Source organism: Microbacterium sp. EB106-03-03-XG65 (assembly GCF_058791955.1).
On record NZ_JBYTEB010000001.1, the window covers coordinates 136,330 to 161,306 of the forward strand.

At 69.0% G+C, this 24,977-nt stretch carries 27 protein-coding genes; 8 read left to right on the top strand and 19 right to left on the bottom strand.

Annotated features, from left to right (window positions below; translation table 11 throughout):
- Nucleotides 1-122: 122 nt before the first annotated feature.
- The 10 genes from hemL to hemE form a co-directional block, all read right to left on the bottom strand.
- On the bottom strand, nucleotides 123-1,448 hold the full coding sequence (hemL, locus tag AC3WS6_RS00600) for a glutamate-1-semialdehyde 2,1-aminomutase (protein WP_492499142.1): 1,326 nt from the start codon (nucleotides 1,446-1,448) through the stop codon (nucleotides 123-125).
- A 32-nt stretch (nucleotides 1,449-1,480) separates the two neighbouring features.
- Complete coding sequence (gene hemB / locus AC3WS6_RS00605) at nucleotides 1,481-2,458, bottom strand: porphobilinogen synthase (protein WP_492499143.1); 978 nt, start codon at nucleotides 2,456-2,458, stop codon at nucleotides 1,481-1,483.
- Entirely contained in the window at nucleotides 2,455-3,249 is a 795-nt protein-coding gene (locus tag AC3WS6_RS00610) for a uroporphyrinogen-III synthase (RefSeq protein WP_492499144.1), read from the bottom strand. Before AC3WS6_RS00610 ends, hemB begins: the two co-directional genes overlap by 4 nt.
- A complete protein-coding gene (gene hemC / locus AC3WS6_RS00615) occupies nucleotides 3,246-4,259 on the bottom strand; it encodes a hydroxymethylbilane synthase (RefSeq protein ID WP_492499146.1) in 1,014 nt (337 codons plus the stop codon). The genes AC3WS6_RS00610 and hemC overlap by 4 nt, the downstream gene beginning before the upstream one ends.
- Nucleotides 4,260-4,267: 8 nt before the next feature.
- Nucleotides 4,268-4,945, bottom strand: a complete 678-nt coding sequence (hemQ, locus tag AC3WS6_RS00620; RefSeq protein ID WP_492499148.1) for a hydrogen peroxide-dependent heme synthase — start codon at nucleotides 4,943-4,945, stop codon at nucleotides 4,268-4,270.
- 91 nt (nucleotides 4,946-5,036) lie between these two features.
- Nucleotides 5,037-5,342, bottom strand: a complete 306-nt coding sequence (locus AC3WS6_RS00625) for a hypothetical protein (protein WP_492499150.1) — start codon at nucleotides 5,340-5,342, stop codon at nucleotides 5,037-5,039.
- A complete protein-coding gene (locus tag AC3WS6_RS00630) occupies nucleotides 5,329-5,736 on the bottom strand; it encodes a phage holin family protein (protein WP_492499152.1) in 408 nt (135 codons plus the stop codon). The genes AC3WS6_RS00625 and AC3WS6_RS00630 overlap by 14 nt, the downstream gene beginning before the upstream one ends.
- A 1-nt stretch (nucleotide 5,737) precedes the next feature.
- Entirely contained in the window at nucleotides 5,738-6,190 is a 453-nt protein-coding gene (locus tag AC3WS6_RS00635) for a hypothetical protein (protein ID WP_492499154.1), read from the bottom strand.
- 176 nt (nucleotides 6,191-6,366) lie between these two features.
- On the bottom strand, nucleotides 6,367-7,929 hold the full coding sequence (gene hemG, locus AC3WS6_RS00640) for a protoporphyrinogen oxidase (RefSeq protein WP_492499155.1): 1,563 nt from the start codon (nucleotides 7,927-7,929) through the stop codon (nucleotides 6,367-6,369).
- Nucleotides 7,930-7,946: 17 nt separating this feature from the next.
- Nucleotides 7,947-8,969 (bottom strand): uroporphyrinogen decarboxylase, encoded by a 1,023-nt coding sequence (gene hemE, locus AC3WS6_RS00645; protein ID WP_492499156.1) that lies wholly within the window; start codon nucleotides 8,967-8,969, stop codon nucleotides 7,947-7,949.
- Between the two features lie 62 nt (nucleotides 8,970-9,031).
- Between hemE and AC3WS6_RS00650 the strand changes: the two genes are divergently transcribed.
- The 4 genes from AC3WS6_RS00650 to AC3WS6_RS00665 all read left to right on the top strand — a co-directional run bounded on the left by AC3WS6_RS00650 (nucleotide 9,032) and on the right by AC3WS6_RS00665 (nucleotide 11,837).
- Nucleotides 9,032-10,336 (top strand): glutamyl-tRNA reductase, encoded by a 1,305-nt coding sequence (locus AC3WS6_RS00650; protein ID WP_492499157.1) that lies wholly within the window; start codon nucleotides 9,032-9,034, stop codon nucleotides 10,334-10,336.
- 146 nt (nucleotides 10,337-10,482) lie between these two features.
- The gene (locus tag AC3WS6_RS00655) at nucleotides 10,483-10,806 is read left to right on the top strand and encodes a hypothetical protein (RefSeq protein WP_492499158.1); all 324 of its coding nucleotides are present in this window, start codon (nucleotides 10,483-10,485) and stop codon (nucleotides 10,804-10,806) included.
- Between the two features lie 36 nt (nucleotides 10,807-10,842).
- On the top strand, nucleotides 10,843-11,415 hold the full coding sequence (locus AC3WS6_RS00660) for an HhH-GPD-type base excision DNA repair protein (protein ID WP_492499159.1): 573 nt from the start codon (nucleotides 10,843-10,845) through the stop codon (nucleotides 11,413-11,415).
- On the top strand, nucleotides 11,412-11,837 hold the full coding sequence (locus AC3WS6_RS00665; protein WP_492499160.1) for a DUF1801 domain-containing protein: 426 nt from the start codon (nucleotides 11,412-11,414) through the stop codon (nucleotides 11,835-11,837). The genes AC3WS6_RS00660 and AC3WS6_RS00665 overlap by 4 nt, the downstream gene beginning before the upstream one ends.
- Here AC3WS6_RS00665 and AC3WS6_RS00670 read toward each other — a convergent pair.
- The 3 genes from AC3WS6_RS00670 to AC3WS6_RS00680 form a co-directional block, all read right to left on the bottom strand.
- Nucleotides 11,827-12,558 carry a hypothetical protein gene (locus AC3WS6_RS00670; RefSeq protein ID WP_492499161.1) on the bottom strand — a complete coding sequence of 244 codons (732 nt, stop codon included), beginning with the start codon at nucleotides 12,556-12,558 and terminating at the stop codon, nucleotides 11,827-11,829. The two genes, AC3WS6_RS00665 and AC3WS6_RS00670, sit on opposite strands and share 11 nt — an antisense overlap.
- 5 nt (nucleotides 12,559-12,563) lie before the next feature.
- Complete coding sequence (locus AC3WS6_RS00675) at nucleotides 12,564-13,949, bottom strand: glycine--tRNA ligase (protein WP_492499162.1); 1,386 nt, start codon at nucleotides 13,947-13,949, stop codon at nucleotides 12,564-12,566.
- Nucleotides 13,950-14,063: 114 nt separating this feature from the next.
- On the bottom strand, nucleotides 14,064-14,756 hold the full coding sequence (locus AC3WS6_RS00680; protein WP_492499163.1) for a GNAT family N-acetyltransferase: 693 nt from the start codon (nucleotides 14,754-14,756) through the stop codon (nucleotides 14,064-14,066).
- A gap of 91 nt (nucleotides 14,757-14,847) precedes the next feature.
- On the opposite strand from AC3WS6_RS00680, the gene AC3WS6_RS00685 reads away from it, so the two are divergent.
- Both AC3WS6_RS00685 and AC3WS6_RS00690 read left to right on the top strand, forming a co-directional pair.
- A complete protein-coding gene (locus tag AC3WS6_RS00685; protein ID WP_492499164.1) occupies nucleotides 14,848-16,311 on the top strand; it encodes a peptide MFS transporter in 1,464 nt (487 codons plus the stop codon).
- A 60-nt stretch (nucleotides 16,312-16,371) separates the two neighbouring features.
- Complete coding sequence (locus AC3WS6_RS00690) at nucleotides 16,372-17,814, top strand: MFS transporter (protein WP_492499165.1); 1,443 nt, start codon at nucleotides 16,372-16,374, stop codon at nucleotides 17,812-17,814.
- A 45-nt stretch (nucleotides 17,815-17,859) separates the two neighbouring features.
- Here the strand turns inward: AC3WS6_RS00690 and AC3WS6_RS00695 are convergent, their stop codons facing one another.
- The 4 genes from AC3WS6_RS00695 to AC3WS6_RS00710 all read right to left on the bottom strand — a co-directional run bounded on the left by AC3WS6_RS00695 (nucleotide 17,860) and on the right by AC3WS6_RS00710 (nucleotide 21,969).
- Entirely contained in the window at nucleotides 17,860-18,255 is a 396-nt protein-coding gene (locus tag AC3WS6_RS00695) for a hypothetical protein (protein ID WP_492499166.1), read from the bottom strand.
- 43 nt (nucleotides 18,256-18,298) lie between these two features.
- The gene (locus AC3WS6_RS00700) at nucleotides 18,299-19,222 is read right to left on the bottom strand and encodes a serine hydrolase (protein WP_492499167.1); all 924 of its coding nucleotides are present in this window, start codon (nucleotides 19,220-19,222) and stop codon (nucleotides 18,299-18,301) included.
- Between the two features lie 178 nt (nucleotides 19,223-19,400).
- A complete protein-coding gene (locus AC3WS6_RS00705) occupies nucleotides 19,401-21,365 on the bottom strand; it encodes a M13 family metallopeptidase (protein WP_492499168.1) in 1,965 nt (654 codons plus the stop codon).
- Between the two features lie 43 nt (nucleotides 21,366-21,408).
- Nucleotides 21,409-21,969, bottom strand: coding sequence for a DnaJ family domain-containing protein (locus tag AC3WS6_RS00710; RefSeq protein ID WP_492499169.1), 561 nt, complete (start codon nucleotides 21,967-21,969; stop codon nucleotides 21,409-21,411).
- A gap of 108 nt (nucleotides 21,970-22,077) precedes the next feature.
- Here AC3WS6_RS00710 and AC3WS6_RS00715 point away from each other — a divergent pair, with 108 nt between their 5' ends.
- Both AC3WS6_RS00715 and AC3WS6_RS00720 read left to right on the top strand, forming a co-directional pair.
- Entirely contained in the window at nucleotides 22,078-23,397 is a 1,320-nt protein-coding gene (locus AC3WS6_RS00715; RefSeq protein ID WP_492499170.1) for an MATE family efflux transporter, read from the top strand.
- A 116-nt stretch (nucleotides 23,398-23,513) separates the two neighbouring features.
- The gene (locus AC3WS6_RS00720) at nucleotides 23,514-23,717 is read left to right on the top strand and encodes a hypothetical protein (RefSeq protein ID WP_082488386.1); all 204 of its coding nucleotides are present in this window, start codon (nucleotides 23,514-23,516) and stop codon (nucleotides 23,715-23,717) included.
- 12 nt (nucleotides 23,718-23,729) lie between these two features.
- Here the strand turns inward: AC3WS6_RS00720 and AC3WS6_RS00725 are convergent, their stop codons facing one another.
- Nucleotides 23,730-24,197 (bottom strand): VOC family protein, encoded by a 468-nt coding sequence (locus AC3WS6_RS00725; RefSeq protein ID WP_492499171.1) that lies wholly within the window; start codon nucleotides 24,195-24,197, stop codon nucleotides 23,730-23,732.
- A gap of 70 nt (nucleotides 24,198-24,267) precedes the next feature.
- On the bottom strand, nucleotides 24,268-24,930 hold the full coding sequence (locus AC3WS6_RS00730; protein ID WP_492499172.1) for a TrmH family RNA methyltransferase: 663 nt from the start codon (nucleotides 24,928-24,930) through the stop codon (nucleotides 24,268-24,270).
- Nucleotides 24,931-24,977: the final 47 nt, after the last annotated feature.

Here is a 24,977-nt window from a genome sequence, read left to right on the forward strand (position 1 = left end):
GACGATCATCGACCGTCTCACCCAGCTCGCACAGAGGTGGAAGAACCGAGATCCACAATCCGGCTCACCTCTGCGGAAGCCATCACGTTCGGAAGCATCCCGACTGCAGCAGCCGGCCCAGGTCAGAGCGTCGTGGCAGCCGCTGCGGCCGCAGCAGCGAAGGGCAGTGCCGCCTCGATGCGCTGCAACTCTTCTTCGCCGTGAGCGGCCGTGAGGAACCATGCCTCGAACACGCTCGGCGGCAGTGCCACACCCCGCTCGCGCATGGCGTGGAAGAACGGCGCATAGCGGAACGACTCCTGGGCCTGCGCCTCGGTGTAGTCCCGTGGGGCGGTCGCCCGGAAAGACGGGTTGAACAGACTGCCGGCGTTCGCGACCGAATGCGTCACACCGGCGTCTGCCAGTGCCGCAGTCAACGCCGAGGCCACCCGAGACGCCGCGGCATCGATCGTCGCGTAGACCTCGGGGGTCGCGAGACGCAGTGTCGCCAGACCTGCGGCCACCGACAGCGGGTTACCCGACAGGGTGCCCGCCTGATACACGGGCCCGACTGGCGCCAGCATGTCCATGACCTCGGCCCGCCCACCGAGAGCGGCGAGCGGCATCCCCCCGCCGACGACCTTGCCGAACGTGAAGATGTCTGGCACGTAGTCCTCGCCCGCGGCGGCCTGGAGACCCCAGAAGCCTGCGGGGTGCACGCGGAAACCCGTGAGCACCTCGTCGATGATCATCAGAGCGCCATGCGCATGCGCAGTGTCGGCGATGAAGCGGTTGAAGCCGGGCAGGGGTGCGACGACGCCCATGTTCGCCGCCGATGCTTCGACGATCACTGCGGCGATCCGCGGGCCGTGCTCGGCGAACACCGCTTCGAGAGCATCGCGGTCGTTGTAGTCGATCACCAGGGTCTGCGCGGCGATCGGAGCGGGCACCCCGGCCGAACCGGGCAGCGCGAGCGTCGCGACGCCCGATCCCGCCGCCGCGAGAAGTCCGTCGGAATGGCCGTGGTAGTGACCCGCGAACTTCACCAGCAGGTCGCGTCCGGTCGCGCCCCGCGCGAGGCGGATGGCGGTCATGGTGGCCTCGGTGCCGGTCGACACGAGGCGCACACGGTCGATCGGACGCACCTCGCCGAACCGCACCCGATCCGCGATCAGCGAAGCCAGCTCCACCTCGCCTTCCGTCGGTGCTCCGAATGACAGCCCACGACTCGCCGCCTCCTGCACCGCGGCCACGATCTCGGGGTGGGCATGGCCGAGAAGCGCGGGCCCCCACGACGCCACGAGGTCGACGTACTCGGCGCCTGCGGCATCCGTCACCGTCGCACCGCTCGCCGAGGAGAGGAAACGCGGCGTGCCGCCGACGGAGCCGTATGCGCGCACCGGAGAGTTCACCCCACCGGGGATCACCGCGCGGGCAGCGGAGAACAGGTCGTCATTGCGGTCGGTCATGGGGTCCCTCCAGAACAACGGCAGGCGGCGGGTCAGCCGCGCAGCCAGCGGGCGGCTTCGGTCGCCCAGTAGGTGAGCACGGCGTCGGCGCCTGCGCGGCGGATCGACAGCAGTGACTCCAGGATCGATGCGCGGCGATCGATCCAGCCGTTCGCCGCGGCCGCCTCGATCATCGCGTACTCCCCCGACACCTGGTAGGCCCAGACCGGGATGTCGACGGTGTCGCGCACCTCACGCAGCACGTCGAGGAACGCCATCGCCGGCTTGACCATGACGATGTCGGCGCCCTCCTGCTCGTCGACGACGGCTTCACGCACGCCCTCGCGGCGGTTGCCCGGGTCGAGCTGATACGTGCGCCGATCGCCCTTCAGCTGAGAATCGACGGCCTCACGGAACGGCCCGTAGAAAGCGCTCGCGTACTTGGCCGCATAGGCGAGCAGCAGAGTGTCGGTGAAACCCTCGGCGTCGAGCGCGGCGCGGATCACCGCGACCTGACCGTCCATCATTCCCGAGAGACCGAGCAGTTGCGACCCCGCACGCGCCTGCGCGAGCGCCATCGACGCGTACCGCACGAGGGTGGCATCATTGTCGACCGAGCCGTCGGCGGCGAGGACACCGCAGTGCCCGTGATCGGTGAACTCGTCGAGGCACAGGTCCGTCTGCACGACCAGGGCGTCGCCGACCTCGGCCGCGAGAACCTCGGTCGCGATGTTCAGGATGCCCTTCGGATCGTCGGCACCCGAGCCCTGCGCGTCACGCACGGCCGGCACTCCGAACAGCATCACGCCGCCCACGCCCGCCTCCGCGGCGTCGACCGCGGCAGCTCGCAGCGAATCGAGCGAATGCTGCGAGACACCGGGCATCGAGCCGATCGGCACCGCCTCCGACAGGCCTTCGCGGACGAAGAGCGGGAGAACGAGATTGCGGGGCTCGAGAGACGTCTCGCGCACCAGGCCGCGGACCGCGGGAGACTGGCGCAACCGGCGCAGTCGCACGTCGGGGAAGCTCACTGTGCCAGCTCGTCCGACGAGTGGGGGAGGGTGAAGCTCGACACCGCATCGATCAGCGCATCCACCGTCTGCCGGTCGGCGACCACGGTGATCGGAAGGCCCGCCCGGTCGGCGTCCTTCGCCGTGCGAGGGCCGATCGCGGCCAGCAAGGTCTCGTCGGGAATGTGCGGGAACTGCTCGCGAACCTGTTCGGCCACGGATCCGCTCGTGATGAGGATCGCGTTGATGCGACCGTTCTCGACGTCGCGCTTGATGCGATCCGTCACCGGCACACCCACTGTGCGGTAGGCCACGACGCTGTCGACGTCGTGCCCGGCCTCCTGCAGCAGCACGCTCAGCACCGGCTTGGCGATCTCGCTGCGGAGGGCGAGGATGCGGCGACGTTCCTGTGTCTCGAGCGCGATGAGCTGCTCGGCCATGCCTGCCGCCGAGTTGTCTTCTTCGGGCACCAGAGCGACCTCGTAGCCCACTGCCTGCAGCGCGGCCGCGGTCGTCTCGCCGACGGCGGCGATCCGGGTCGAGCGAGGAACGATCGCACGGTGCGCGAACATCACGTCGACCGTGGTCGCACTCGTGACGGTCAGCCAGTCGTACTCGCCGCCCGCCAGTCGCCGCAACGCGGTGTCGAGCGCCGCCTGATCGGTGGTGGGCGCGAAGTTGATCAGCGGCGCCACGACGGGCACCGCTCCACGGTCGCGGAGGCTCGCAGCCACCCCGTCACCCCACGGGCCACCGCGGGGTACCAGGATCCGCCAGCCGTCCAACGGCCGGTCCTGCTTCGAATTCGTCATGAGGAATGCTCTCGGGAAACAAGGTCAGCTGCCCCTTGATCGAGCAGCCGACGGGCAACACTCAACCCGAGCTCGCGAGCCGCGTGCATCGGGACTGCACCATCGGCAGCATCCGCTCCATTGCCACTGCCGTTCCGATGAATATACTCCCCGTTCAGCACCTCTGTGACGTCGAGGCCGATCCGCCGACCCCCGTCAGGGGCGTACACGACCGTCCTGACGCGGATCTCGTCGCCTTCGAAAGAGGCATGAGCGGCCATCGGTGCCTGGCACCCCGCGTCGAGTCCTTCGAGCACCGCGCGCTCGACCGTGACAGCAAGCCGCGTGTCGGCATGATCCAGCTCGGCGAGCGCTGCACGCAGCTCGTCCGAGGCGTCTTCGCGGGTCTCTACAGCCAGCGATCCCTGCCCCGGGGCCGTCGGCCATTCCGCGAGGCCCAGCTCTTCGCGATGCATCGGGAAGTCCGCTCCGAGACGCGACAGACCGGCCGCTGCGAGGATCACCGCGTCGAGTTCTCCGGTCGCCACGCGCTGCAGCCTCGAGTCGACGTTGCCGCGGATGTCGACGACCTCGGCATGGGGCGCGCGACGGCGGACCTGCGCGATGCGCCGCGGCGAGCCTGTGCCGACGGTGCTGCCGGTGCCCAGCTCGTGCAGTGGAGTGCCGTCGCGGGTGATCACGACATCGCGGGCATCCTCCCGCGTCGGCGTCGCCGCGATGACGAGTCCCGCCGGGATCGCGGTCGGGAGATCCTTAAGCGAGTGCACGAGGAAGTCGCACTCGCCCGCCAGCAGCGCCTCTCGCAAGCGGGTCGCGAAGATGCCCTGGCCGCCGATCTCCGACAGCGAAGCCCGGTTGGTGTCGCCCTCGCTCGTGATCGGTACGAGCTCGACGCGGCGACCCGACACCTTCTCGAGCGCGGCGGCGACATGGCCCGACTGGGCCTGAGCGAGCGCACTGCGCCGCGTGCCCAGCCGGATCGGCGCAGACGTGTTCATCGGAATCGTCATGGCGCGGCCTACTGCAGCACGTCCGCGATCTCGTCGAAGCGCAGGCGACGCCCCGTGTAGAAGGGGATCTCCTCCTTCACGAACAGACGCGCGTCGGTGTAGCGCAGATCGCGCATCAGGTCGACGAGCTCGGTGACGTCGTCGGCCTCGAGAGGAAGCAGCCACTCGTAGTCGCCCAGTGCGAACGACGCGACCGTGTTCGCGATGACCCCTGTGAAGGCGGCACCCTTGCGTCCGTGGTCGGCGAGCATCTTGCGACGCTCCTCTTCGGGCGCGAGGTACCATTCGGGCGTGCGCACGAACGGGTACAGGCAGAGCCAGTCCTTCGGCTCGACGCCTCGCAGGAATCCGGGCACATGTGCACGGTTGAACTCGGCATCGCGGTGCACGCCCATCGCGTTCCAGACCGGAAGCAGAGAGCGCAGCAGCTCGGTGCGACGCAGACGACGCAGCGCCTTCTGCAGTTCTTCCGCCGTGTCGCCGTGCAGCCAGACCATGAGGTCGGCGTCGGCCTTCAGGCCGGAGACGTCGTAGAAGCCGCGGACCGAGACACCCGAGTCCTCGATGTAGGAGACGATCGTCTCGAGCTCGGTCGAGTCGGACTCGGTGACCGGAACGTCGGGGTTTCGTCGCCACACGGCCCACAGGGTGAAGCCGGACGGGTTCTCTTCGCGTTCATCGGACATGGATCCAGTCTGCCCCCTTTGCCCAGCCGTGGCCAATTGCCGGCGCTCGCTTGACAGACCCCGCGAGGGGGTACTCCGTGGCGAACGGGATTCAGCGCGAGAGCGCGCGTGCCACGACCCACACCGCGCCGCCGACGGCGGCGGCGATCGCGACCGCCGCGGCGATCGCGGCAACCGGGTTGCGGTCGGCGAACACCCGAGCCTTCGCCGCTGCGCGCTTGGACGCCTTGTCGAGACGGCGCGGCACGTTGCCCTTGACCTCGATCGCCGCGAGCGCTGCCTTCAGCTCGGCGCGGGCCGAGGCGACAGGATCGGTGATGCCGGCCGGCACCGCCGTCTTGGGCAGCGCCGTGAGACCCGATGTCTTCTGCAGGGGTGTCAGGTCAGAGTTCGTCATCGCCGGCTTCCTTCACGAGTCGGATGTCTTCGCCGACCGCCTGGGCGGGGTTCTGCCGACGGAGCACCTTGCGGAACTTCACGATGCCGAGCAGCGCGAACAGCAGCACGGCGATGATCAGGATGCCGAGCACGGCGAGCGCCGAGAGCCAGACCGGCCACCACGACGACAGCCCGGCGATGGCGAACACGAGGATGACCGGCACGGCCCAGAACAGGAAGAACAGGGCGACGAGGAACCAGACGGAACCGATGCCCGCGTCCTTCGCGGTCCTGGAGACCCAGGTCTTCGCCGCGTCGATCTCGGCCTTGACGAGGTTGCCGATGAGCTCGGGCAGATCGCCGATGAGCGACAGCAGGCTGTCTTCGGCGCGATCGCGGTATCCGCGGGGCATCTCAGTCTCCGGACTTCGCGGCGGTCGAACCCGCAGACGGCGCGCTCTTGGCCGTCGACTTCTTCGCCGCAGGCTTGGCAGCGGCAGGCTTGGTCGCAGAGTCCTTCTTGGCGGCGTCCTTGGCTTCTTCGACCGCGTCGTCCGTCGCCTCGACGATGTCTTCAGCGGCCTTGCGTCCCGCGGCCACGGCGGAGTCCAGGCGCTGGCCTGCGGTCTTGTCTCCGCCGCCCGCCGACTTCACGACCTTCTGCACACCGGTCCAGATCGCACCCGGAACGGCTGCGGCCTTGTCGCCGACATAGCCCTTCACCTTGTCGACCTGGTCCTGCACCGGATCGAGGTTCCAGACCTTGAGCCACTGCGTCTTGATCTGCTCGTAGCGCTCGCGTCCTGCGCGCGATCCGAGGACATATCCCACGCCGATTCCTACGACGAGTCCGATCTTCCCCTTCATGGGGTCTCCTCACGTTGTTCCGGTGTGAACGCCTAGGGCGAACCGACGGCTGCGGGCCGCCTGCAAGTGTCCAGCGTAACGCCGTATGCCGATTTCGGCATCTACTCGTCAGAGGGTTGACAGCGCGCCCCTGATGGGGATCGGTGCGGAGAAGGACCCGACCGTCTCCGTCCCTGTCAGTCCCAGAGGAGTGCGCGGCGCAGCCGGTCGGCTTCGGCCTGCGCGTCGGGCACGACCTGTGCGAGACCGGTCCCCGCCAGCCAGGCACCGACGGCGGCGAGGCCCGGCACAGCCTGCACCGCCGCGCGTGCTGCGCTGCGCCTCTGGCCCGAGCCGATGATCGAGGCCGGCTGAGACTGCACGAACCGGGAGCGATGCGCGGCGACGACATCGTCCGGAGCGAGCGGGACGCCCAGAAGCGCAGAGGCCTCGCGCACCGCGAGTCGCACGGCGGCGGCGTCGTCGAGCGCGGCCGTCGCGGGCGGCTCGCCCTGCGCACCGAACGAGACCCGAACGACGTGTCGACCGGATGCTGCCCGCTGCACCCACTCCCATTTGGCGGTCGAGTGGGTGAGCGCTTTGGCCGTGTGGCTTCCCGGCACCGTGAGCACGCCGGTGCCTCGCGGCGTCCCGTCGAGCGCCGTCGAGGCCAACAGCAGCGTGACGAGCTCGATCGACGGCGATTCGGCCGCGTCCGTCGCGTCGAGCTCAGGGGCCACCGTCGCCAGCAGGGTGCGCGCCGTCGCCTCAGGCGTCGCGATCACGACCGCGTCCGCCTGGAGCGGGGCGTCGTCGAGAGCATCGTCCGTGGCGAGAGCGCCGCCGGTTACGAGAGCGGCGCCTTCGGAATCAGCGGCGGAGACACCGACGGGTGTCTCGATCGCCACGTTCCACAGCTCACCCGACTTCGTGAGCTCCGTCACCCGCACGCCGGTGCTCACGACGGCTCCGAGCTTCTCGAGGTCGGCCATGAGCGCGTCGATCAGAACCGTCATGCCGCCGTCGAGCCCTTCGACGGCAGCGCCGGGAGACTGCGCCTTCGCGGCCCGTGAGGCGCTCTCATCACGCAGCGCCTGCACTGCTCCCGACAAGGATCCGACGCGGGTCAGCGCCGCATTGAGTCCCGGCGCGGCGACGTCGACGTCGACGTCGTCGGGCGACGCCGAGTAGACGCCGGTCGTGACGGGGGCCACGAGCCGGTCGCGCACCTTCGCGCCCATGCGCGATGCCACCAGATTGCCCAGACTGTGACTGTGCCCGATGGTCAGCGGGGGCCGCACGCGGTCGAGGTACGCGCGCCAGACCCCGGACCATCCGAGGATGCGACGGACGTCTTCCTGGAACGGATTCGCGGGTATGCCGAGGATGCCTCCGACGGGCAGAGGCGCCGCGCCGACACCGGGGATGCCTGCGAGCCACGCCCCGCCTGCCGCGGGAGCGACGATGCGATCGGCGATGCCCAGGTCTTCGATGAGCGCACGCACACAGCCACCGCGGGTCGCGTAGCTCTCGGCGCCCGCGTCGAGTGCGACGCCGTCGAGCTCGGCGCGCTGCAGAGCACCCCCGACGACGTCCGTGCTCTCGAGCAGAGTCACGCGCATGCCGACCTTGGCGCATTCGCGCGCCGCGATCAGACCGCCGACGCCGCCGCCGACGACGACCACGTGCGTGCGCGCGGCGCGCTCGGCGCGGGCTGCGAGCTCGGCACGTGAGTGGGTGGTCTCTGCATCAGGAGTCATGGTTGCGGCCCTTCCCGTCAGATCGAGTGGACGAGCTCGACGATCCGCGTCAGCTGACCGGGATCGGCCTCGGGCGGCACACCGTGGCCCAGGTTGACGATGTGACCTCGAGCCGCGCGACCACGCTCGACCACGTCGCGCACATGCGCCTCGAGGACCGGCCATGGCGCCCCGAGCAGCGCAGGATCGATGTTCCCCTGCACAGAGACGTCAGGACCGACGATCGCCGCGGCCTCGTCGAGGGGCATTCGCCAGTCGACTCCGACGCCGTCGACGATGCCGTCGAGCCGCATGTCTGCGAGGAACGGGCCGGTGCCGACTCCGAAGTGGATGCTCGGAGCGCCGATGCCTTCGAGCGCGGTACGGGAGTGGGGCGCCACGAAAACGCGGTAGTCGGCTGTGCTGAGCGACCCCGCCCAGGAGTCGAACAGCTGCACGACGGATGCTCCGGCGTCACGCTGGGTTTCGAGGAAGCGACGCGAGATCTGGGCCAGCCACCCGGCGAGGCGATGCCAGGCGTCGGGGTCGGCGTGCATCATGCCCCGGGCGCGGAGGTGCTCCTTCGACGGCCCGCCTTCGACCAGGTAGGCGGCGAGGGTGAACGGCGCGCCCGCGAACCCGATCAGGGGTGTGTCGCCGAGTTCGGCGGTCACGAGACGCACGGCCTCGGCGATCGCGGTGCCGTCGAGGGAGTCGGGATCGATCGCCGTGATGCGGTCGACGTCGGCTGCTGTGCGCACCGGGTCGGCGAACACGGGGCCACGGCCGGGCTCGATCTCGACCTCGACACCGGCGAGACGCAGCGGGATCACGATGTCGCTGAAGAACACCGCCGCATCGACGCCATGCCGGCGCACCGGCTGCAGGGTGATCTCGGCCGCGAGATCGGGCGTGAGGCACGCGTCCAGCATCCGCGTGCCGACCCGCAGTTCGCGGTACTCCGGCAGCGATCGTCCGGCCTGCCGCATGAACCAGACAGGGGCATGCTCGGGGCGGGGGCCGGTGAGGGCACGCAGCAGCGGAGCGTCGGAGAGAGCCATGCATCCATCCTCCCATCCCCCGCTCGGGCCGACCTGTGCGCGAGGAGGGGTAGAATCGTCCTGTGCTGCTGTGTGTCACGGCGAGTCACAAGACCGCCTCCTTCGAATTGCTCGAACGCTTGAGCCGCACCCCCGATGACGTCGCATCCACGATCGTGGACACGGCGTCGTGCGTGCAGGGTGCGGTCGTTCTTGCTACCTGCAACCGTTTCGAGGCGTACGTCGAGATGGATGAGCCCGTCACCGCCGCCGGTGCGATCGGCGTCGAGGCCGTGCTCGAAGCGGTCGAGTCCGCCACCGGCATCTCGACCGTCGAACTCGAGGGCGCGTACGACGTGCACTCGGGGCGCCGGGTCGCCGAGCACCTGTTCTCCGTCGCCTCGGGTCTGGAGTCCGTGGTCGCCGGAGAGGGCGAGATCGCCGGCCAGGTGCGACGCGCGCTCACGTCGGCCCGCAAGGACGGAACCACCTCGCCTGAGCTCGAGCGTCTCTTCCAGCGCGCCAGCCAGGCGCAGCGCAAGGTCAAGAACGTCACCGCCCTCGGCCGCGCCGGTCGCTCACTCGTGCGGCTGGCGCTGGAGCTCGCCGACAGCCGCATCGTCGACTGGTCGGCCGAGCGCGTACTGCTCGTCGGCACCGGCGCATATGCGGCCGTCACTCTGGCCACCCTGCGCGAGCGCGGCGCTGTCGACATCTCGGTGTATTCACCCTCCGGTCGCGCCGAGAAGTTCGCGGCCAAGCACGGCATCCGCCCGGTCGCGGCCGGCGAATACGCACGCACCGCCGCTCACTCGAGCCTGCTGATCACCTGCACCACGGCGACCGAGCCGGTGCTCACCCCGGAGCACCTCCAGGCGCCGACCGGGATCGCCACCACGGGCTGCCCCGTCGCGTCGCACCGCCAGATGGTGATCGACCTCGGCATGCCCCGCAACGTCGACCCCGCCGTCGCCGCCCTCGAGGGTGTCGCGCTCCTCGATCTCGAGACCATCAGCCTGCACGCACCGCTCGAAGAGCTGCAGGCGACGGATGCCGCTCGCACCGTCGTGCGTGAAGCTGCCGACACATTCCATGTCGTGGGCAGCCGGCAGAGCGTCACGCCGTCGATCGTCGCCCTGCGATCGCACATCTTCGCGCTGCTCGACGCGGAGATCGATCGCGCACGTGCCCGTGGCGACGAAGACGGCAAGGTCGAGCAGGCGCTGCGTCACCTCACCGGTGTGCTGCTGCACACCCCGACGACGCGCGCCCACGCGCTCGCCGCGAGCGGGCAGGCAGACGAATTCGCGGCCGCGCTCTCGACCCTCTACGGCATTCAGCCGGTCGAGCCCGCGCACACCTCGGACATCGACGCGGCGACCGCCTGACGCGACCACTTCCTCTGCACCGAGATGGCCTGCGGGCTTCTCTCCCGCCTGACCGAGGTTTGCACGAACGCCGCGGGCGCCGCATCGCCCACGCTTCATATCGTCGATCGCATGACAGCGTCCGACCCTCGGCGCAGACTGGGAGCATGCTCGTGGACCCGGATGTGATCGGCATCATCATCGCCCTCTTTGCCTTCACGGCCACCGTGCTCGGAGGGGTGTCTCGGATGCTCGCGCGGCAGTCTCGCGGGCTCGATGTTCGCTTCGACACGATCGATGAGCGCTTCACAAAGGTCGAGACCGACATCCACGAACTCCGCACCGAACTCAAGACAGAAATGCACGAACTCCGCACCGAACTCAAGGCAGAGATCGCGGGAGTGAAGACCGAACTCAAGGCAGAGATCGCCGACGTCCGGGTCTCGATCGCACGGCTCGAGGGACCGTTGCCCAAACTGCAGCGCATCTGACACCGATCCCGGCGGCGGCGATGCCACACTGGACGCATGGCCCTTCACATCACCGGAGACACCGCCGCCGACGCGCTGCTGACCGACAATCCGCTGGCTCTGCTGGTGGGGATGCTGCTCGATCAGCAGGTTCCGATGGAGACGGCATTCGCAGGCCCACTGAAGATCGCGCAGCGCACGGGCGCAGCGGACGCCGCGGCCATCGCGAGCATGGACCCGGAGGAGTTCCTCGCCGCGTTCAAGGAGACCCCGGCGGTGCATCGGTTTCCCGGCTCCATGGCCGCGCGGGTGCAGACGCTGTGTCAGACCATCGTCGAGCAGTGGGGTGGCGATGCGTCGGCGATCTGGACCGAGGGCGATCCGTCGGGAGCGGAGGTGCGCAAGCGCCTCACAGCGCTCCCCGGCTTCGGTGAGCAGAAGGCCAAGATCTTCCTCGCGCTGCTGGGCAAGCAGTACGGCTTCACCGGAGCGGGCTGGCGCGAGGCCGCCGGCGACTACGGCGTCGAGGGCTCCTACCGCAGCGTCGCCGACATCGTCTCGCCGGAATCGCTGACCAAGGTGCGCGAGCACAAGAAGGCGATGAAGGCCGCAGCGAAGGCCCAGGCATGAAGCCCACGGGCGATGACGTCGCCGGCCTCATCGCCCGCTCGAGCCCCGCCGTGCGCCGTCGGGACGCCGAGACGCTGACCGCCCTGATGCAGGACATCACGGGGCGCGAACCGCAGACCTGGGGCACGATCATCGGCTTCGGCAGCTGCCACTACCGGTACCAGACCGGCACCGAGGGCGACAGCGGTGTGCTCGGCTTCGCGCCACGAAAGGCGGCGACGACGATCTACCTGTTCGACGGAGTGGATGCGCACCGAGAAGCGCTCGACGATCTGGGCGCGCACACCACCGGGGTCGGCTGCCTGTACATCAAGGACCTCGAGCAGGTCGACCTCGACGTGCTGCGCGGCATCCTCGAGCGCTCGCTCGCGTGGGTCGAGGCGGGCGGCACCGATCAGGTACGGCTGACCGTCACGGGCTGACGCCGCCCCGGCGCCGGCGGGCAGCGATCGCGGGCACCGCGAGCACGATCACGATCGCCGCGACGATGCCGCGCACGATCCACAGCCCCGGTTCCCAGATCACCTCATACGTGCCCGGGATCCCGAAGAACGCGGCGATGATCTGCGCCTCGGCCCGGCGTCCGACCTCGCCGCTCGACATCGACATGCCCCCGACGACGCACACCACACCGAGCGCGAGCAGCACGAACGGCATGATCAACGCCGCAGGCCGCGCCTCACGGCGGGCGATCAGACGGATCACCCTCGCGAGCGACACGAGGGGGAAGACGAAGAAGAACCACACCAGGGCGCCGAGCATCACCCCGACGCAGATGAAGATCGGCACCCAGATCAGCATCCAGGGGCTCTCGTCGCCGACGAAGTACTCGGGGTCACGCAGGAACGCCACCACGAAGCCGAGCAGGGTTCCGACGGGCAGCACGCCGAGCATCAGCCACAGCACCGGCTTCGGCACTCTCTTGCGCTCGCCGAGTCGCGTCATGACGATCTGGATGACGAGTGCCGACGTGATCGCGGGGATGCCGAACATCGCGACGAGGGGCGCTGCTCCGTCGTTGTCGCGAAGGTCGAGCACGGCGAGCAGCATCCAGCTCACCGCGAGTGCGCCGATCACCAGCGCGGCGACCGGTCGGGTCGCCGCGCGAAGCTCCTCCTGCGTTCCTCCCCCCGGAGAACCCATCAGGATCAGGCGCCCTTCAGGCGCTCCGCGAGGTACTGGTGCAGCTCGTCGATCGAGACGCGCTCCTGCGCCATGGTGTCGCGGTCGCGCACCGTCACGGCGCGGTCGTCGAGCGAGTCGAAGTCGATCGTGACGCAGAACGGCGTGCCGATCTCGTCCTGGCGGCGGTAGCGGCGACCGATCGCTCCGGCATCGTCGAAGTCGACGGCCCACGAGCTGCGCAGCGTGTCGGCGACCTCGCGCGCCAGCGGTGACAGGCGCTCGTTGCGGCTCAGCGGCAGCACGGCGGCCTTCACCGGAGCCAGACGCGGGTCGAGCTTGAGGACGGTGCGCACGTCGGTGCCGCCCTTGGCGTTCGGCACCTCTTCTTCGCGATAGGCGTCGACGAGGAAGGCCATCATGGCGCGGGTGAGGCCGAACGACGGCTCGATCACATAGGGCGTGTAGCGGTCGCCGGTCGCCTGGTCGAAGTACGTGAGGCTCTGACCGGACGCCTCGCTGTGGCTCGACAGGTCGTAGTCGGTGCGGTTGGCGACGCCCATGAGCTCGCCCCACTCCTTGCCGGTGAAGCCGAAGCGGTACTCGACGTCGATCGTGCCCGCGGAGTAGTGCGCACGGTCGTCTTCGGGCACGTCGAACTGGCGCATGTTCTCGGGGTCGATGCCGAGATCGATGAACCAGTTCCAGCAGGCCTCCACCCAGTGCTCGAACCACTCCTGCGCGTCGGCGGGCGGCGTGAAGAACTCGATCTCCATCTGCTCGAACTCGCGGGTGCGGAAGATGAAGTTGCCCGGCGTGATCTCGTTGCGGAACGCCTTGCCGACCTGGCCGATGCCGAACGGCGGCTTCTTGCGGCTCGCGGTGAGCACGTTCGAGAAGTTGACGAAGATGCCCTGCGCGGTCTCGGGGCGCAGGTAGTACAGACCGGACTCGTCGTCGACGACACCGAGATAGGTCTTCACGAGCCCGGAGAACTCCTTCGGCTCGGTGTACTGCCCCTTGGTGCCGCAGTTGGGGCAGGGCACGTCGGCGAGACCGTTCTCGGCCGTGCGGCCCTTGCGCGCTTCGAAGTCCTCGATGAGGTTGTCCGCCCGGAAGCGCTTGTGGCAGTGCAGGCACTCCACGAGCGGGTCGCTGAAGGTCGCGACGTGGCCCGATGCCTCCCACACGCGCTTGGGGAGGATGATGCTCGAGTCGAGCCCGACCATGTCGCCGCGCCCGCGCACGAACGTCTGCCACCACTGGCGGCGGATGTTCTCCTTGAGCTCGGTGCCGAGGGGCCCGTAGTCCCATGCCGACCTCGAACCGCCGTAGATCTCACCCGCCTGGAAGACGAATCCGCGGTGGCGGGCAAGGGCGATGACCTTGTCGAGACGGGACTGTTCGGCCACGGTGGCTCCAATGGTCGGATGCGGGAGATGACCCGTGATCACGGGCACATCAATCTTATCCGCGCCGACCGGAGCGCAACTCGCAGGCCCCGAAGCTCGCAGGCTGAGAAGCGCTCAGGCCGCCGAGAAGAGGTAGCCCTTGTCGACGTCGAACCCCGAGAGGGTGAGCCCGCTGCCGAGCAGTCCCTCCATCTGGGCGCGCAGGCGCAGGCGCCACTCGTGCGCGGCATCCGGATCGGAGACCCGCATCGCCTCGATGTCGCTCGGGATCTCGAGGGTCTCGACGACGGAATCGGCGTCGGGCTGCTTCGCGATGTCGGCGAGCGCCCACTCGACGTCCAGTCGATCGCTCTCGTCACCTGCGTCACCGCCGCCGAAGATCCCGTACCGGTTGACCGAGTATCCGGTCACACGCGCTCCGAGCACGGTGAGGAAGAAGTGCGCGTTGCGGGCGACGAGCGGGTCGAACGTCCAGCTGATCCTGCCGACATCGCGCGAGAACGCCCACTGACGCTGGTGCTCCTTGAGCTCACGCCCCCATCCACGGCCGCGGTACTCGGGGAGCAGCGCGGTGATGTGCGAGTGCATGGCCCGCCGTGCCGGGGCGCCGAAGAACGCGATGGAGGCGCCGACCATGCGCTCCTCACCGTCTTCCGCGTCGAAGAGCCCGACGACGTAGTTGCCGGATTGCTGCAGCGCGCGCAGGGTTCCGGCGTCGATGACGCGCTCGGGGCCGCGGATCGAGTCCAGCAGGCTCTGCGCGTCGATGATGAGTTCAACGGTGTCGAGATCACGGATGGTTCGCACGACCCCAGTCTGCCCCTCCCGCGCGGGATTTCGGAATCGCGCGACACGATCCGGCTGTGATCGGCGCCCTGACGAGGCGTACCGTGGAGGGATGGCATCCAGCGACACCACAGCCGAGAAGTCCGACACCCGGTTCTTCGGACAGCCCTGGGCTCTCGTCCACGTCTTCGGCGTCGAGATGTGGGAGCGGTTCAGCTTCTACGGCATGCAGGGCATCCTGCTGATCTACCTCTACTTCTCGGTGACCGAGGGCGGCCTCGGACTCTCCCAGGCGGTCGCGGGCGGGATCGTCGGAGCGTACGGCGGGTCGGTCTATCTCTCGACCATCCTCGGCGCGTGGATCGCCGACCGCATCCTGGGGTCGGAACGGGTGCTGTTCCTCAGCGCGATCGTCATCGTGGCCGGCCATGTCGCGCTCGCGCTGCTGCCGGGCTTCCTCGGCGTGGGCGTGGGACTGGTGCTGGTGGCGCTCGGCTCCGGCGGCCTCAAGGCGAATGCGACGGCGGTCGTGGGCACTCTCTACAGCCCCGACGACACGCGTCGCGACGCGGGCTTCTCGCTGTTCTACCTGGGCATCAATCTCGGCGCGTTCCTCGGCCCCATCCTCACCGGCATCCTGCAGTCGACGCTCGGCTTCCACTTCGGCTTCGGGCTCGCCGCGATCGGCATGACGCTGGGTCTGGTGCAGTACGCGTTCGGTCGTCGCGCTCTTCCCGACGAGGCGCGGAACGTGCCGAACCCGCTGCCGAGGTCACGCTACCCGCTCGTCGCCGGAATCGCCGTCGCCGCCGTGGTGCTGATCGCGGTGCTCGTGCTGGTCGGAGTCATCACCGCGGACAACCTCGCGACCATCGTCATCATCGCGACGGTCGTCGCCTCCGTCGCATACTTCGCCGTCATCCTCACGAGCCGTCGCATCGACGGCACCGAGCGTTCGCGCGTCTGGGGCTTCCTGCCGCTGTTCATCACGAGCGTCGCGTTCTGGTCGCTGTATCAGCAGCAGTTCACCGTGCTCACCGTGTACTCGGACGAGCGACTGAACCGCGATCTGTTCGGCTTCGAGATGCCCATCTCCTGGGTGCAGTCGATCAACCCGGTCTTCATCATCATCCTGTCGGGCGTCTTCGCCGCGATCTGGACGCGTCTCGGCACCCGTCAGCCGTCGACACCGGTGAAGTTCGGACTCGGCGCGATGATCATGGGGGCCGCCTTCCTGCTGTTCCTCCCCTTCGCGAACGGAGCCGCGAACTCGACTCCCCTGCTCGCGATCGTCGGCATCCTCCTGGTCTTCACGATCGCCGAGCTGCTGATCTCGCCGGTCGGGCTCTCGGTCACGACCAAGCTCGCACCGCGGGTCTTCCACACGCAGATGGTGGCGCTGTTCTTCCTCTCCGTCGCTCTGGGCACGGCGATCTCGGGGTGGCTCGTGCAGTTCTACGACCCGAAGAACGAGGTGCCCTACTTCTCGATCCTCGGCGGGATCGCGATCGTCGTCGGAATCGGACTGCTGCTGTCGGCGAAGCCCGTGCTCCGGCTCATGAAGGGCGTGAGCTGAGCGCGACCGCGCGAGGGGTCGGCGCGACCCCGGTGTGCGGATCGCCGATAGCCTGAGGCGATGGGAGAGAACGACGATCGCGCACGCAGAAGGCTCTCCCGCAAGGCTCCGCGCTGGGCGGTCATCGCGGTGCTGGCGTTCGCGGGACTCTGCTCGTCGTTCATGTTCACGCTCGTCGTGCCGCTGCAGGCCGAGCTCCCGCGACTGCTGAACGCCTCCCGTGAGGACACCACCTGGGTCGTCACGATCACGCTGCTCGTCGCCGCGGTCGCCACCCCCATCTCGGGGCGACTCGGCGACATGTACGGCAAGCGACGCGTCGTGATCGTGCTGCTGGCACTGCTCATCATCGGCTCGGTCATCGCGGCCCTCTCGGGGTCGATCGTCGGCGTGATCATCGGGCGCGCGCTGCAGGGTGCCGTGACGGGCGTCGTGCCGCTCGGCATCGCGATCATGCGCGACGTGCTGCCACCCGAGCGACTCGGCACCGCCGTCGCCCTGATGAGCGCGACGATGGGCGTCGGGGGTGCGATCGGGATGCCGGTCGCGGCCCTGCTCGCCGTGAACGCCGACTGGCACTGGCTGTTCTGGCTGGCCGCGGCTCTCGGCGTCGTCGGTCTCGGATTGGTGCTGCTCGTGATCCCCGAGGACGTGCTGCGGTTCCCCGGCCGCCTCGACGTGCTCGGCGCCATCGGGCTCGCGATCGGCCTCACCGGCATCCTGCTCTTCGTCTCACGCGGAGCGGAGTGGGGCTGGACGGCTCCGTTGACGCTCACGTGCATCATCGGCGGAGTCGGCGTGCTGCTGGTGTGGGGCTGGTACCAGCTGAGGACGACGGATCCGCTGCTCGATCTGCGGGTCGCCGCGCGCCCCGCAGTGCTGTTCACGAACATCGCCGCGATCGGCATGGGCTTCGCGCTGTTCGCGTCGAACGTGACCTTCCCGCAGCTGCTCGAGGGGCCCACCGCCTCGGGCGCGGGCTTCGGACTGGACATGGTCTCGGCGGCGCTCATCATCATGCCGGCCGGGCTCGTGATGATGGTGATCTCACCGCTGTCCGGCTGGCTCGAGCGCACGGTCGGACCCCGGCCCCTCTTCACCGTCGGCGCGGGAGCCATCGTGCTCGCCTACGTGTTCGTGCTGCTCTGGTCGAGCGAGGTGTGGCACATCCTGGTCGGCAACCTGCTCATCGGCGTCGGCATCGGGTTCACGTTCGCCGCCATGCCGATGATCATCATGCGGTCGGTGCCCGCCGACGAGACGGGTGCATCGAACGGACTCAACGCCCTCTTCCGCTCAGTCGGCACCTCGAGCGCGTCCGCCGTGATGGGCGGCGTACTGGCCGCGATGAGCATCGATGTCGGCGGAGCCTCCGTGCCGACGAGGGCGGCGTTCGACGTGTGCTTCTGGCTGGCGATCGCGGCCGGCATCGTCGCGCTCGTCCTGTCGCTGTTCATCCCGCGCCAGCGCTCGTCCGAGCAGCACCCGTCGCTGCCGAGCTGACCGCGCAGGCCCACCCCGTCCGTGCCGGCCGACCAGGCTGTCAGGTCAGAACACGCGCGGATCGGGATCCGTCGACGATGGGATCCGCAGCCGGTCAGGGGCGGGCCAGGAGAGCACATACTGCTGGGTGGCCGGGCGGGTGACATCGCCGAAGTCGTCGACCTTCACCACGATGCGGCCCGCCCTCCCCTCACCCTCGGGCGTGACCTCGACGATGCGCACGCGCAGGGCACGCTCGGCCTCGCCCTCGAGCATCCAGGGGTCGGCGAGCCACGAGATGCCGTGGTCTTCCAGAGCTGCCTCGGCGTCGAGCCACTCCGTCGGCTCGGTCACGGCGCGGCCGAGCACGTCGACGCCCACCCACGCGTCGCCCTCGGGGTGGATCCAGCCGAGCAACTCGCCGTCGTCTCGGCGGTGCGGGGTCCAATCGGTGCGCGGCATTCCTCCAGGCTAACCAAGCCCCGTGCGCGCGTACGCTGAGCGATCAGTGCGTGTACTCCATGAGCTCGACGCCGAGGACGCGGAAGGCGTCGTGCGCGCGGAGGCGGTGCGCGATCGACAGGTCGTCGAAGCAGACGATCAGCGCGTACGCGACACCAGCGCGAGGACCCGCGAGGACTCCCGCCTCTGCGCGCACGCCGCGGTCGCGCCCGGTCTTGTTGATGAACAGCAGGCCGTGCGCATCGTGATCGTGCGCGAAGGGATCGAGACCTGTCGCAGAGGCGACGAGGCTCAGATCCTGATTCAGGCTCAGCCACTCCGACACCTGAGCGCTCACCGAGGCACCCACGGCCTGCGAGTTCACGAGCGCCGAGAAGAGACCCGCCAGCTCGCGCGCGGAACCCACGGCGACCTGGGGCGCGTCGTCGGGTCCGCGCTCATCGCGGAACCGATCGAGCAGAGCCGTGCGGCGCAGACCGAGCGCCTCGATGCGGTGACGCACCCGATCGTGCCCCACCCTCTGCAGCAGCGCGTTGACGGCGATGGGATCTCCGGCCGTCGCAGCGAGCACCGCCAGGTCTTCGAGCGGCAGCGCGGGCGCACGCAGGTGCCGCCAGATCCCCGACGTCGAGACCGCGTCGACGGCGCTGCGCTCGACGATCTCGAGCGGGTCGAGCGTGCCGGCCTCGAACGCCGCCGCCACCTCGATCAGCAGGGGAACGACACCGAGCCCCCCAACCGGCATGGTCACATGGTCATCACCCGAGAGCACGTGCGTGTGGTTGTCGAGGTCGACGACGTGCACCGACACCTGGGCCCCGGCATCCGCCAACTGCTCGAGCGCGCGCAGGGTGGAGGTGAACGATCGCCGCCCCTCGGCGGCGCGACGCGGCAAGCGTCGGCTGGGCCGCTGAGAGCGGCGCAGTGCGGCCAGTGGCGGGCCGTCGACAGGCTCGGGAGCACCCACGCGTGATCCTTAAAAGGGGGAGGGATTGGCGGGATGCTGCGGTGTCCATCCTCCGCAGCACGGATATCGTAACCCCGCCAGGTGAGGATGCTCTGCGTACTCCGGTATACGGTCATCAGATCGTCATCCGGAGCCCGCAGAGCACCCCCTCGCGGCGCGGGGCCCTATGCCCGACGTCTCACCAGATCGTGACTCGCGAGTCCTGCGGGATCCACAGCGCGTCGGCTTCGGTGACGTCGAACGCCTCGTAGAACGCGTCGATGTTGCGGACGATCTGGTTGCAGCGGAACTCGTTCGGCGAGTGCGGATCGATCGTGAGCAGTCGCAGCGTCTCGGCGTCACGGCTCTTCTGCTGCCAGACCTGCGCCCACGACAGCAGCAGGCGCTGCACGCCCGTGTACCCGTCGATCACGGGAGCCTCCGCACCGTCGAGAGCGATCTCGTACGCCTTGAGCGCGATGCCCAGGCCGCCCAGGTCGCCGATGTTCTCGCCGATCGTCAGCGCACCGTTGACGTGATGCTCGGCGTCGAGGCCCTCAGGGACGAGCTCGTCGTACTGCGCGATGAGCGCCTTGGTGCGCTGCTCGAATGCCGAGCGGTCGGCATCCGTCCACCAGTCCTCGAGCTTGCCGTCACCGTCGTAGCGGCTGCCCTGGTCGTCGAACCCATGACCGATCTCGTGGCCGATGACCGCTCCGATGCCGCCGTAGTTGGCGGCCGCGTCGCGCGACGCATCGAAGAACGGGTACTGCAGGATCGCCGCCGGGAACACGATCTCGTTCATCGACGGGTTGTAGTAGGCGTTGACCATCTGCGGCGGCATGTGCCATTCGTCACGGTCGATCGGCTTGCCGACCTTCGCCACGTTGCGGTCGTGCTCGAAGATCGCCGCTCGCCGCACGTTGCCGAACAGGTCGGCCCGGTCGATCTCGAGGCTCGAGTAGTCGCGCCAGACCGTGGGGTGCCCGATCTTGGGCGTGAACGAGTCGAGCTTGGCAAGAGCCCGCTCGCGGGTCTCGGCCGTCATCCACTCGAGATCCGTGATGCTCTGGCGGTAGGCCTCGATGAGGTTCGCCACGAGCTCGTCCATCGCGGCCTTCGCCGTCGGCGGGTAGTGCCGCTCGACATAGACCTTGCCGATCGCCTCACTGAGCGCGCTCTCGGTCACCGAGACACCGCGCTTCCAGCGTTCGCGGATGGAAGGGACGCCGGTGAGCTCGGTGCCGTAGAACGAGAAGTTCTCCTGCACGAAGTCGTCGGTCAGGTACGGAGCCGCGGCGTGCACGACCTGCGCGCGCAGCCAGGCCTTCCAGTCGTCGAGGCGCTCGGCGGTCAGCAGCGACCCGAGTCCTTCGAGGAAGCTCGGCTGCGAGACCACGACCTCGGCGAACGCCTCGGGGTGCGCGGGGGCGACGGCGTCCCGCCACGGCTCGAGGTCGACCCCGGCGAGCTCCTGGATCTCGGGCCAGGTCTTCAGGTTGTACGTGGCGACGGCGTCGCGGCTGCGCACGTTGTCCCAGTGGTGCCCGGCGAGCTCGGTCTCGAGCGCGATCGAGCGGTCGGCGGTGCCCGCGGCATCCGCGATTCCGGCGAGCGCGAGAAGCCGTTCGAGGTGCGCGCGGTACGCCGCGCGGGTCTCGGCGAAGGTGTCGAGCCGGAAGTAGCTCTCGTCAGGGAGCGACAGGCCCGACTGCACGATCACCGGAAGGTAGCGCTCGGGGTTTCCGGGGTCGCCGTCGACGTAGAAGCCGATCAGGTGCGCTCGACCGTCTCGGTCGTAGGCGCCGACCGTGCGCAGGAATGCGGGGATGTCGTCGATCGCCTCGATCTCGGCCAGCGTCTCGGCGAGGGGTGCCACTCCGGCCGCATCGATGCGCTCGGTGTCCATGAAGCTGCCGAACAGGTCGCCGATCTTGCGGGCGAGGGTGCCGGGCTCGGCATCCTGCGACTCCTCGATGATCGCCCTGACGTCTTTCTCGGCCTGCTCGGCCAGCAGATGGAAGGATCCCCACCGCGCCTTGTCGCCGGGGATCTCGGTGCGGGCGAGCCAGGCGCCGTTGACATGGCGGTACAGGTCGTCCTGCGGGCGGATGTCGGAGCTGAACTCGGAGGTCTCAAGGCCAGAGGGAAGCACGTCGGTCATGCCGACCAGCCTATGCGTCGCTCCGACATTCGGGCCGGAGCCGTCACGCGCGACGACGGAGGCCGAACCGACGTCGCCGGGGCTGTTCGGGCGCCTGTGCGGCACGGGCTGCGAATCGCGCCGCACGCCGTTCGGCCCACGCGGCGACCTCGGCGTCGATGTCGCGAGGCTTCGTCACGACGGGCGGGCCGCCCTGCAGCTGGCGTCGGGCCTCGAGCACCCGACGGTTGAAGTCCTCGAGCACCGACCGCACGTCGGCCTCGCGACCGAGCGAATCGAGCTGGTCGTCGAGCTCGCGGTCCTCCGTGCGCAGCAGGATCGCCGGAGGGCCGAGGCCGGTCAGGTTCTCCTGCTCGATCTTGCGCCGGATCCACCAGTCGGGGTCGTGGTGCGTGCCGAGCCCTTCCAGGGGCTTGCCCGCCCCGGGGAGGTCGTCGAAGTCGCCCCTGCGGATCGCGACCTGGATGGCCGTCTCGATGAAGGCGGCTCTGTCTGTGGCTGCCGCGATGCCCGGTTCCGCACCCGACTCGTCGTCGCCGTCGCCGTCGCTCCGGCTTCGCTGCCTCGCGCGGTAGCGCGCCGCGGCTTCTCGAGGATCCGTCATGATGCACCTCCGTCGCATCCTGGTCCTACCAGGGTACGACTGCACGTGATCCGAAGGGCCGGGCCCGCTGCGCCGCCGCCTGTCGGCGCCAGCCCATAGGCTCGGAGCATGACCGAGCGCACTCTCAACCGCGAGATCCTGCGCCTCGCCGTCCCCGCGCTCGGTGCGCTGATCGCCGAGCCCGCATTCCTGATCGTCGATGCGGCGCTGGTCGGGCATCTCGGCACGACGCCGCTCGCAGGCCTCGGCATCGCCGGTGCGGTGCTGCAGACGATCGTCGGACTCATGGTCTTCCTCGCCTACTCGACGACCCCGGCAGTCGCCCGACTGTTCGGCGCCGGAAGGCCCGGCGAGGCCGTATCGGTCGGGATCAACGGCATGTGGCTCGCTCTCGCGATCGGGGCCGTGCTCGCCGCCGCGGGCGCGGCATCCTCCCCCTGGCTCGTGTCGCTGTTCGGCGCGAGCGAAGCGGTGGCCGCCGACGCCAACGCCTATCTCGTCGTCTCGATGTGGGGACTCCCGGCGATGCTCATCGTGTTCGCCGCGACAGGGCTGCTGCGGGGGATGCAGGACACGATGACTCCGCTGTGGATCGCCGGCCTCGGGTTCGGCGCCAACGCGTTGCTCAACGTGGTCTTCATCTACGGACTCGGCTGGGGCATCGCAGGATCGGCCGCCGGCACGGTCGTCGCCCAGTGGGGCATGGTCGGCGCCTACGTGCTCGTGATCCGGCGGCTCGCTGCCACGCACGACGCCTCGTTGAAGGCCCGCCGAGACGGCATGGGCAGCACGGCGCGCTCGGGCGGCTGGCTGTTCCTGCGCACGGTGAGTCTGCGCATCGCCCTGCTGGCCACGGTCGCCGTCGCCACGGGCATCGGCACCGACGAGCTCGCGGGATGGCAGATCGTGTTCACGATCTTCTCGGCCGCCGCCTTCGCTCTCGACGCGCTCGCGATCGCCGCGCAGGCGTTGATCGGCAAAGAGCTCGGTGCCGGCGACGAACTCCAGGTGCATCGGGTGCTGAAGCGCACCGTGGCCTGGGGTGCGTGGTTCGGTGTGGCGGTCGGCGCGATCATCGCGGCGCTCTCGGGGGTGCTCGGCATCGTGTTCACCGGTGACGCGCAGATCGCCGCGCTCGTGCAGCCGGCGCTGCTGATCCTCGCGCTCGCACAGCCGATCGCCGGCGTGGTCTTCGTGCTCGACGGTGTGCTGATGGGCGCGAACGACGCGCGGTATCTCGCGCTCGCCGGCGGACTCAACCTCGTGCCGTTCCTGCCCGCGCTGTGGATCATCGCCGCGAGCGGCGTCGACGGTTCGGCGGGCCTCATCTGGCTCGGCCTCGCGTTCTTCGGCATCTATCTGCTCGCCCGACTGGGCACTCTCGGCTGGCGCGTGCGCTCCGGCCGCTGGGTCACGGCCGGCGTCTGACACTGCACACTCGTCGCGAGTCCGGAGTTCTGGACGTATCCCGGAATCTCGCCAACTCTCGTGCTCCAGCCCTGGCATTCTCGTCACGAGCGAACGAGAATCGGAGCGTGCTGACCATGAACGAACCGCAGGTGTGGGTGCTGATCGGCGTCTTCGCGGCCTCGATGTTCGGCATGATCACTGTCGTGTCGACACTTTTCATCCACGTCGTCAAGGCAGAGATCGGAGGCCTTCGTACCGAGGTTCTAGGCGAGATCCGCGCTCTCGACCGCGATGTGACGGCGCTCTACCGCAACACGTTCGGCATCGACAGAGACTGACCTGTCAGGGGATCAGGCGTTCTCGAGCTCGGCGATCACGATCTTCTTCATGTGCATGAGCGCCTGGATCTGCTCAGGCCTCTGTTGCAGCAGGTCCAGACCCGCGGGCACCACCTGCCAGCTCACTCCGAACCTGTCCTTGCACCAGCCGCATGCCTCCGACTCCGGTACGGCCGAGAGGGCCTGCCAGTAGTGGTCGATCTCGGCCTGATCCGCACAGCCGATCACGAACGAGATCGACTCGTTGAACGCGAACTCGGGACCTCCGTCGAGGCACCCGAACGGCGAGCCGTTCAGGGTGAACTCGCCGCTGATCACCTTGCCGGTCATCCCCTGGAAGTGCTCGTCGAGCGACTCAGCAGGATAGAGGACCACCCGGTCGATCGACGAGTCCGGAAACACGGAGACGTAGTACTCCATCGCCTCCTGCGCCTGCCCGTCGAACCAGAGAAACGGGCGGATGCCACTGATCGCTGCCATGTCGACCTCCTCGGATCGGCACTCACGCTACGCCCGAGCAGTCACGGTGTCGAGAGGGTCTGCGCAGCCGTCAGCCCGCGTACCTCCGGCACCACTCGTACATGATCACGGCGGCGGCCGCGCTCGCATTGATCGACCGGGTCGAGCCGTACTGCGTGATCTCGATATGAGCGGATGCTGCGGCGAGCGCGGCATCCGAGAGACCGGGGCCTTCCTGACCGAACAGCAGCACACAGCTCTGGGGCAGCTCGGCGCGGTCCACGGGCACGGCACCCGCGACGTTGTCGACCGCGATGATCGGCAGTCCTTCGGCGGCGGCCCAGGCAGTGAAGGTCTCGACGTCTTCGTGGTGCACGACGTGCTGGTAGCGGTCGGTGACCATGGCACCCCGCTTGTTCCAGCGGCGACGGCCGATGATGTGCACGGTGTCGGCGAGGAACGCGTTGGCGCTGCGCACGATCGAGCCGATGTTCATGTCGTGCTGCCAGTTCTCGATGGCCACGTGGAACGGATGCCGCTTCGTGTCGAGGTCGGCGACGATCGCGTCCATCCGCCAGTAGCGGTAGCGATCGATCACGTTGCGGGTGTCGCCGGCCGCGAGCAGCTCGGGGTCGTACCAGGGGTCCGCGGGCCACTCGTCCTGACCGCCGGGCCAGGGCCCGACACCGTATCCGGGCTGCGCCGACGATCCGCGTGTCTCGGCCGCTGCATCCGCGGGCGCGTGCTCATCCATCCAGCCAGGCTATCCGGCGCATCGACGCGGGGGGATTTAGGTGCACC